The sequence below is a fragment of the Aeromonas sp. A35_P genome (assembly GCF_002259925.1).
GTDB lineage: Bacteria > Pseudomonadota > Gammaproteobacteria > Enterobacterales > Aeromonadaceae > Aeromonas > Aeromonas dhakensis.
This window is the reverse complement of the sequence record NZ_NEVB01000206.1, coordinates 19,428-28,240: the sequence shown is the minus strand read 5'-3', so window position 1 is coordinate 28,240 and position 8,813 is coordinate 19,428. Positions and strand designations below refer to the sequence as shown.

Genomic DNA, 8,813 nt, shown 5'->3' with positions numbered 1-8,813 from the left:
CTGCTGCATACAGTGAATGCGGAGCATGGTATCGAGTGGGTAGGGACGACGCCCGTTACCAGCTTTGGGATAGACGGGTTCGATGACCCCCAGCATCCTTGGCCATGGGAGCACAGCCTCCATGCGAGCCAAGAATATCTCTTTACGGGTTTTACGGCGTTTGCCATTGAACTCGCAGTCCGCGAAGGTGAGCTGGTGACTCATGCTGAACCTCATCCCTGATGCCAAGTGGGGTTCATGATCTCACATCAAGGACTTGTTCGCACTTTCCCCAGTGTTGGTGGTGGATTTGTCAAGCTAAATGAGTTTTTGGATCTCAAGGTTGATATTTGGATTGAAGGTAATCGTCGGGCGTATGTTACTGCCCCTTTCACTGAAGAATCCAATCAGGGTCAGTTTACTTGCTACAAGAGCAAGGGCTCTGCAGATTTTGGTTTTAGAAGTGGTAGCAAGGGCATTGTGACGTTTCGCGTTCGTAAACCCATTATCAATGGTGTACAAATCGACGACCATGAAATAGTCGAGATGTTTGGTCGTCTGGGCAGAACGGATTCCGGATTCAATAACGAGGTCATGTCCAGAATCGTCATCAAGTCATCCGTGCTGTATGTGCCAGAAGAATGCAAGATCAATGGAGGAGAGACGATAGAGGTCGACTTCGGTGATTTGCCTGGCACCGGGTTGGATGGTAACAACCATGAGAAAACAGTAGCGCTTAACTTTGTATGCAGTGGCGGTGTGTTTGATAAAGAAGCCTCATTGAAAATAAATCTCGCCATTTCCGGCAAGCCGACTTCATTTAGTCAGAATTATCTCAGAACTACTCGAAGTGGATATAATGGCGGTGAGGTTATCAATAATCTTGGCATCAAATTCAAACAGCTGGATGGTTCGACATTGAATCTGAATGACTGGTATCCAGTATCCATGCAGGGAAATATCGGTGACTGGGGGTTTATTGCCGCCCCGATAAGTCCAGCCGGTGCTGAAGTCGCTGCTGGTGATTTCTATGCAACCGGTACAATTGTTGCGTCATTCCAGTAGGAGTCGATATGTTGCGCTTAGGCTGTTTTGGGTTGCTGATTTTCCCGCTGTGGGTCAATGCAGCGGCTGATGACCTTGAGCTTCTTGGAGGAGAGCTCCATCTCCATGGCCGGATCATCGATCAGCCGTGTGCGATTGCCCCCGAGTCGGCCGATCAGGCAGTGGAGATGGGAGTAGTAGATGTCAAGCAGCTCTATGCCAACGGGGCCGGGGAGCAGGTGCCTTTCTCCATTCGGCTGACCAATTGCAAGCCGGGTATATATCGCATGGCCAAGGTCACCTTTACCGGCTCGCAGGACGCTCAGCTCACTGGCGGGCTGGCGTTTACCGCCGGGATGGCCAAGGGCGCCGGGATCCGTCTCTATGACGTGACCCAGTCACCGCTGGATCTGGGCACCCCCTCCCGCGGTTATCTGCTGGGCGGTGCAGCAGACAATGAGCTGCAGTTCTTTGCCCGGGTAGAAGGGCATCCGGACGCGCTGGCCGCCAAGACCATCCTGCCGGGGGATTATTCCGCCGTGGCCAACTTCATCGTTGCCTATGAATAAGGTCAGAAGTCATTGCGCTGAATGACCTTTGAATTTCCCAGACTGGGCCAGCTGATGACGCCGCCCAGATAACTGGACAGGTAAATGCCCCCCGGCAACTGCACAAACAGTGCTTTTTGTTTGGGGGGGGGTCAAGGCAGCTACGAGGGTTGCCACCATGCCGTTATTGGTCAGTGCTTTTTGATCAATGAAATTGACGATGGTATTTTTCACCTCTACCAAGATATCGCCATCATCCCGCTCCAGATCCCCGACAGAATCAAGATTGAACAGCGTCTGACCCTGGCTATCGGTAGCTATGATGGTTGCTACGACTATTTCACGGCTCAGCGTAACAATGAACTTGTTCTTTCTGGTCAGCTCAACCCAGTTATCCGGTGCCTGGCAATTGCTGTGATATCGAACTGTGGTGTCAGCATTGTTGTAATAGTTATGGGAAACATTCTTTCCCTGTTGGGCCATGGTGGAAATAACGCATTGCACCTCTTCGGCAAGCGGATGACCATTGCGCAATAAAAAAACATTTTCTGACAACTGGCGACTGTTGTTGTCGATGTAAAAATAACTGATGGCTTCTTTGCCAACCAGCATTGATACCTGTTCATCATCCTTGCGAGAAATTTTCTGGATCAGCGGCGAGAGGGCATCGATTTTTACCTTCAAGGCCTTTTCTGTCTCACTGGTCATATAAGGCCAAGATTGATGGTGCGCAGCGTATTGGCCGTGACATTAGTGATATATGATGATGACCAGTGCGGTCAGTGATGCCAGCAAGAGTGAAACCAGCAGAATACGCTTTGGGCTGAAATAGCGATCATATCTGCGACGGGTATATTGTCGTCTGGCCTGGGGGGCATTGGTGGGGGCGATCGTCTGAATTTCTTCATTCGACACTGTCTCCTCGCTCTCTCCGGCCACTTCAATGGGGGCGCAGAAGATATATCCCACGCGCGGAATAGTATCGATCGCATCCATCAAACCGAATGACTCCAGCTTTCGTCTCAACGAGAGGATCTGCCGGTTCAGGTTGGTGTCGGTATTGTCCTGGTTTGGCCACAAGGCATCCTGCAGTTTGCTTCTGGCAATGACAGTGCCTGCCTCATCACACAGCATCTCGAGCAGCTCGGCTTCCTTGTTGCTGAGCTTGATGTCCTTGTCTCCTTTCGAGAGTCGGAATATTGCAGCGGAGAAAAAGATATCCTCTGCAATTTTATAATTTTTGTTACTCATGTGTGACTCGTCTTACTGCCAAGGAGAGCATTTTACCATCATGCAGTCTTTGTTCAAATAATGGGAAATCAGCAATACCTTTAACTATCAAGTAGTTACCTTTGTGTTTAAATACATGGCGGGGGATATGGTACTACAGTCGACTCGTGCAGTTCAAAAAATGCGCAAAAAGAGGACCGTGTATGTAATCGTTCTCACTTCCCCCTGCCTTGGAGGGGTATTTTGACGCTGCCAGCATTTTCTTTCGAATAAAGTGTGTATTTGGATGGCTCCGTCATGTCTGAAATTGTCGCAGGGTTGATTATTCAGCCTGCAACATGCGTTGATATTGCCTGCGCTGCGGCTTGAGTTGGCCCCCGAGATCGGGCCAGGGGTGCCACTGGTCCGGCACCATGAAGCCAGGCAGGGCCTGCCTGATCCAGGCCGCCAGTTCGGCAGGGGGCACCGGCTCGCCATGCCAGTCGATGAAGGCGGCGGGCCTCTGCCCCCACTCGTCGCTTGGCACCGGCACCACCAGCGCCTGCGCCACGGCGGGGTGATCCACCAGTCGCTGCTCTATGGTCTCTGGCTGGATGTTCTCGCCCCCCGAGATGAAGAGGTTGTCGAGCCGCCCCTCCACCACCAGTTCGCCATTCGCGGTGAAATGCCCCTTGTCGCGGGTGTGGAACCAGCCGTCCTCGTCGAGCGGCAGCGTCAGCCCCCCTTCCTTGAAATAGCCCGCAAACAGCGTCTCGCCGCGCACGCAGATCTCCCCCTGGCGGATGCAGACCTCCCGTCCCGGCAGCGCCTGACCCACCACGCCGGCGGTGGTCGGCCGGCCGGTGCAGACCTGGCTGCCCATCTCGGAGAGGCCGTAACTCACCTTGGGCAGCAGCCCCATGGCGGTGAGCCTGCTCACCAGCGGTTGGGGAATGGCGGCCCCCCCGAGCAGCAGCTCACGCAATCGGGTGCGAGCGGGATCGAAGCCCTGTGCCAGTAGTCGCCAGAGCTGGGTCGGCACCAGGGAGAGATGGGTGATGGGTTGTTGTTCGAGCCGCTCCCTGAGCGGGCGGCTGCGATCATCCAGCACCAGGGCTGCGCCCGCCAGAAAGACCCGAAACAGGATGGCGTAGCCGCCGACATGAAACAGCGGCAGGGAGAGCAGCCAGCCGCATTCGGCGTCGAGCGGGATTACGGTGGCCGAGCCCCGCGCCGAGGCCAGGTGGTTGGCCAGCCGGTGTACCACGGCCTTGGGCGTGCCGCTGGAACCCGAGGTGAGGATCATGTTGTTGAGCCGGGCAGGATCCAGAATGCAGTCGTCCTCGTCTGCCGCCAGCTCGCGGGTGAAGTCGAGCCGTAGTGGTTGCCAGCTACCGGCCGGGATCTCGCTTGTCGACCAGCAGGCTCTGACGGCGAGCAGGGTCGCCAGCTCCGTTTGCCGCGTCAGAGGAAAGGCGGGGTTGAGTGGGCAGAAGAGGATACCGCTGCGCACGCAGGCCCAGGCCAGCAGCACATCTTCCAGCGCACCGCGTACCACGGCGGCGAGGCGATCCCCCGGTTGCAGGCCGGCCATGGCCAGTTGTTGGCACAGGCTGTTGAGCCTGGCGTCCAGTTGCCGGTAGGTGAGCGGGACAGCGGCATGAATGGCGATGTGGTTCGGGGCGAACCGCGCCCAGTGACGCACCGGGCAGGGTTCGGGATGGGAGTGATGGTCAGACAAGGGTGGCATGCAGGCCCCTTCAATCACGGTGAAACAGGGGCTCCAGCAGGCTCAGGTCGGGTTTGCCGGCGGCGTCCAGCAGATCGGCGGCCAGCCAGCGCCGGGTATCCAGGCCGGGGGCCTGCTCCGGTGCCCATTCGCCAGCCAGATGGAACAGCTGGTTCAGGCCGAGGCCGGATTCGAAGCAGGAGGAGACGATCACCTTGAGACGCAGCTCGCGGGCCCTGGCCACCAGCGCCTCGCAATGGGCCAGCGACCCGAGCAGGGTTGGCTTGAGCACCAGGGCGCGCAGCTGGGGAATGGGCTCCCACGGCTTGCCCTGGGCCAGCAGCTCGTCGATGGCCACCGGCATGCCGGTGCGATTGGCCACGAAGGCGATGTCGGCAAAGTCGGCGCAGGGGTCTTCCAGATACTCGATCCGGTTCGGGTCCAGATGACCGCAAAAGGACCAGGCCTCCTCGCGGGTCCAGCCCTGGTTGGCGTCCAGCACCAGCTTGAGGGTAGGGATGCGGTCGCACAGCAGGCGGATCAGTGCCAGCTCGTCGCGCATGGGGTAACGGGCCACCTTCAGCTTTGCCTTGTTCGGGGTCTTGTGCAGCCAGTTCTTCCAGTTCTTCAGCAGCTCCTGGGGGGAGCCCTGAATAAGGGGATAGGGTTCGGGCAGCGGGGCTGTCTGGGCAGGCCAGCAGCGGCGGGCACAGTCCAGCCCGAATTGCACCGAAGGAAGCTGCGGGGCGATATCTTGCCCCGCAGCCAGCAGCTCCAGACTGGCGATGGCTTCGGCTTGCGCCTCGGCCAGGCTCTCGCGGGAGAAGCCGGGCAGGGGGGCTATCTCCCCCCAGCCGTCGTCAACGCGGACCAGCAGGCCCTCTCGCGCCACCTCCACCTTGCCGTGAAAGGTCAGGGGCTGGGTAAAAGGCAGTTGGTAGCGATAGAGAGCGAGTGTCATCAGGGATTCCGCTTGTATTTGGAGAAGTCGGGACGGCGTTTCTCGTTGAACGCGTTGCGCCCTTCCTGACCCTCTTCGGTCATGTAGAACAGCATGGTGGCATTCCCCGCCAGCTCCTGCAAGCCGGCCTGGCCGTCGCAGTCGGCGTTGAGGGCGGCCTTCAGGCAGCGCAGCGCCATCGGGCTGTTCTGCAGCATCTCGCGGCACCAGCGCACGGTTTCACGCTCCAGCTCCGCCAGCGGTACGACGGTATTGACCAGGCCCATGTCGAGGGCTTGCTTGGCATCGTACATGCGGCAGAGGAACCAGATCTCGCGGGCCTTCTTCTGGCCGACGATGCGCGCCATGTAGGAGGCACCCCAGCCGCCGTCGAAGGAGCCCACTTTCGGGCCGGTCTGGCCGAACTGGGCGTTGTCGGCGGCGATGGTCAGATCGCACATCATGTGCAGCACGTGGCCGCCGCCGACCGCGTAGCCGGCCACCATGGCAACGACCGGTTTCGGGCAGGTACGGATGTCGCGCTGGAAGTCGAGCACGTTGAGGTGATGGGTCCCCTCGTCATCGCGGTAGCCACCGTAGTCGCCGCGGATCTTCTGGTCGCCACCGGCGCAGAAGGCTTTTTCACCGAAGCCGGTCAGGATGATGGTGCCGACTTGATCGTCGTAGCGGGCATCGGCCAGCGCCTGCAGCATCTCTTTGACGGTGCGGGGGCGGAAGGCGTTGCGCACCTGGGGGCGGTTGATGGTGATCTTGGCAATGCCATCGCCGGACTTGTGATAGAGGATGTCCTCGTAACCGGCGGAGCAATCACGCCACTCGACGGGGGCATAGAGTTCCGCTTCAGTCATTGCTTCAATCATGACGCTTCTCTTCTTGTTGTTGGTTGACCCACTCCGCGAGGAGCCGGGCAAAGGCCTCAGGCTGGTGGGCATGCAGGTTGTGGCCGCCATCCAGCTCCAAGTGGTTGATTTTGCTCTGCTGACTCGCCATGAGGCAAGCCAGCTGATGGAATTTGTGATCCCGCTTGCCGCTCACCCAGGTGACCGGCAGCGTGCCTTGCGCCAGCCAGGGGGCCAGGTTCGGCTGCTTGCCAAGGGAGGTGGCGCGCAGCATGGCGGCCACGGCCTTGCCATCGTTGCCAAGGCGGCGGGTTATCTGGCGGGCGCGGGAATCCTCGTCCAGATCGGCGAACACCCCCTGCCGATACCAGTCGGCCAGCACGCTCGCCAGGGGCTCCTGCTCGAAGCGCCGGGCCCAGCCCTCGTCGTGGGTCAGGCGCGCAGCGCGCTCTTCGGCGGGCAGGCCGGGGTGGCAGTTTTCCAGCAGCAGGGCCTGCAGTCCAACCGGCGCCTGGCTGGCGTGATAGAGGGCGAACCGCCCCCCCAGCGAATAGCCTGCCAGCCGGTAGTGGTCGATGCCGCGGGCGGCCAGCTCGTCGCACAGCCAGCGGTGAGCCTGGTCAAAACCGCTCACCCGCACAGCCTGGTTGCTGCCGTGGCCCGGCAGATCCAGCGCCAGGCTGGGGAGGTCGGCCAGGGCCGCCTGCACGGGTTGCCAGTCGTTGGCATCGCCGAGCAGGCCGTGCAGCAGCACCAGCGTCGGCTGGTCGGCACTAGCTGCCACGGATCGCGCTTCCCAGTGCCTTCAGATCCTCGGCGACTTCGCTGCTGGGGACCTTGATTTCAATCAGCGTTACCCCCTTTTCCAGCGCGGCGGCGTAGTCCCGCTCAAAGTCGGCGAGGGTGGCCGGCGCCCGGTAGTGGAGGCCGAACATGGCGGCGGCGTGCTCGAAGTGCAGGCCGTGAGGCAGGCAGTAGTAGGTCTCCAGCAGCGCGTCCTTGGTCGGCACCGGCAGCATGCGAAAGATGCTGCCGCCATCGTTGTTGAGCAGGATCACCACCAGCGGCCGGCTCGCCTTGCCAAGCAGCGCCAGGCTGTTGAGATCATGCAGGGCGCTGAGATCCCCGAGCAGCAGGGTGGTGGGCTCGTCGCTGTCCGGCTCGATCGATTGTGCGAAGCCGTAGGCGGTGGCGATGAGTCCGTCGATGCCGGAGGCGCCGCGGTTGGTCATCAGCCGGCTGGGGCCCTTGCCCGCCTCGCCGAGCATGTCCATCAGCCGGGCCGGCATGCTGTTGCCAACGAACAGCTGGCCCCTGATCAGCTGGTTCAGGCGATGGCACACCCCGAGCTCGGAGAAGCGCTCGCAGGCGCTGCGCACCTGCAGACTCACGGACTGCTGGCGCTCCGCCAGCCGGTGCCAGGGCAGGTGCGAATGCGCCACCGGATGGGCGGCGGCAAAGGCGTCGGGCTCGCACAGCAGGCGGCGGCGCAGCCGGTAGTCCGGGTCGAGCCGTGCCGGCTGCGGATCCACCAGCCAGTAATCCTGCCAGGAGTGCTGCTTGATGAACTGACCGAGCCGCTTGGAGATGAGACGGGCGCCAAATTGCAGCAGCACCTCGGCGCGGGCCAGTTCGGCCACGAAGCCGCTGTGTTGCAGGGCGAGATCGGCGTGCACCAGGTTGCGGCCATCGAAGCGCAGCTGGCTCTGCAGATCGGCCAGCAGGGGCCAGCCGAGCCGCTCGGCCAGCGCGGCGACCGCCTTGGCCTGGGCGGGAGCCTGAATACGGCCGGCGACGATGAGGCCGCGCTTGCCCTGCAGCTCGTCCCAGTCGGGCTGACAGGGGCAGGGGGCCTGCGCCAGTTGCCAGGGGCTCCAGGGCTCGGACGAGCGGAGCCAGTCGCCGAGGGGGGCCAGGTAGGTGGAAAAATCCAGGTACTCATCGCCCGGATAGAGGGGCTCCGGGTACATGCAGTTGAAGTGCACCGGCCCCGGCGTACGCGCCTGCTGGGCCAGCGCCTGATCCACCGAGCTCAGCACGAAGGCGGCCGGGATGCTGGCGGTGGGGCTCGGCAGGTTCTGCTGATAGACGGGGTAGTGGCCGAAGATCCCCTGCTGGTCGATGGCCTGGTTGGCCCCGTTGTCGATGAGCTCGGGCGGCCGGTCGGCCGAGAGAATGATGAGCGGCACGCCGGTGAGCTGGGCCTCGGCCACCGCCGGCCAGAGGTTGGCCACCGCGGTGCCCGAGGTCATGATCACCGCCACCGGGCGGCCACTGCCCTTGGCCAGCCCCAGCGCCATGAAACCGAGACCGCGCTCGTCAAAGTGCAGATGGCGGCGAAAGCCGGGGTGCGCGGCGGCCGCCATGGTGAGCGGTGCCGAGCGGGAGCCGGAGGCCAGTGCGATATCGCGCACGCCGAGGCGAAAGAGCTCCTCCAGCAAGAGGGAAGACCAGACGTGGTTGAAGGTGGCATGGTGACTGGCGAACGCTTGGCTGGCAGACAT

General features: G+C 61.2%; 7 protein-coding genes and 2 pseudogenes. 2 read left to right on the top strand and 7 right to left on the bottom strand.

Features of this window, described 5'->3' with window-relative positions:
- Positions 1–204, bottom strand: a pseudogene (locus tag CAK78_RS15115) (IS5/IS1182 family transposase); the annotation flags it as partial.
- Positions 205–237: 33 nt separating this feature from the next.
- Here CAK78_RS15115 and CAK78_RS15110 point away from each other — a divergent pair.
- Both CAK78_RS15110 and CAK78_RS15105 read left to right on the top strand, forming a co-directional pair.
- Positions 238–1,044 (top strand): fimbrial protein, encoded by an 807-nt coding sequence (locus CAK78_RS15110; RefSeq protein WP_254924797.1) that lies wholly within the window; start codon positions 238–240, stop codon positions 1,042–1,044.
- A gap of 8 nt (positions 1,045–1,052) precedes the next feature.
- Positions 1,053–1,592: a fimbrial protein gene (locus tag CAK78_RS15105; RefSeq protein ID WP_094697810.1), complete on the top strand. Its 540-nt coding sequence runs from the start codon at positions 1,053–1,055 to the stop codon at positions 1,590–1,592.
- Positions 1,593–1,594: 2 nt separating this feature from the next.
- On the opposite strand, the pseudogene CAK78_RS23390 reads toward CAK78_RS15105, so the two are convergent.
- From CAK78_RS23390 to menD, 6 genes and pseudogenes are all read right to left on the bottom strand, one after another.
- A pseudogene (locus CAK78_RS23390) lies at positions 1,595–2,822 on the bottom strand (winged helix-turn-helix domain-containing protein).
- 301 nt (positions 2,823–3,123) lie between these two features.
- Positions 3,124–4,530 carry an AMP-binding protein gene (locus tag CAK78_RS15095; protein WP_094697809.1) on the bottom strand — a complete coding sequence of 469 codons (1,407 nt, stop codon included), beginning with the start codon at positions 4,528–4,530 and terminating at the stop codon, positions 3,124–3,126.
- A 10-nt stretch (positions 4,531–4,540) separates the two neighbouring features.
- The gene (gene menC, locus CAK78_RS15090) at positions 4,541–5,470 is read right to left on the bottom strand and encodes an o-succinylbenzoate synthase (RefSeq protein WP_094697808.1); all 930 of its coding nucleotides are present in this window, start codon (positions 5,468–5,470) and stop codon (positions 4,541–4,543) included.
- Complete coding sequence (gene menB, locus CAK78_RS15085) at positions 5,470–6,330, bottom strand: 1,4-dihydroxy-2-naphthoyl-CoA synthase (protein WP_005308376.1); 861 nt, start codon at positions 6,328–6,330, stop codon at positions 5,470–5,472. Before menB ends, menC begins: the two co-directional genes overlap by 1 nt.
- Positions 6,323–7,093, bottom strand: a complete 771-nt coding sequence (gene menH, locus CAK78_RS15080; RefSeq protein WP_094697807.1) for a 2-succinyl-6-hydroxy-2,4-cyclohexadiene-1-carboxylate synthase — start codon at positions 7,091–7,093, stop codon at positions 6,323–6,325. The genes menB and menH overlap by 8 nt, the downstream gene beginning before the upstream one ends.
- The gene (menD, locus tag CAK78_RS15075) at positions 7,083–8,813 is read right to left on the bottom strand and encodes a 2-succinyl-5-enolpyruvyl-6-hydroxy-3-cyclohexene-1-carboxylic-acid synthase (protein WP_094697806.1); all 1,731 of its coding nucleotides are present in this window, start codon (positions 8,811–8,813) and stop codon (positions 7,083–7,085) included. The genes menH and menD overlap by 11 nt, the downstream gene beginning before the upstream one ends.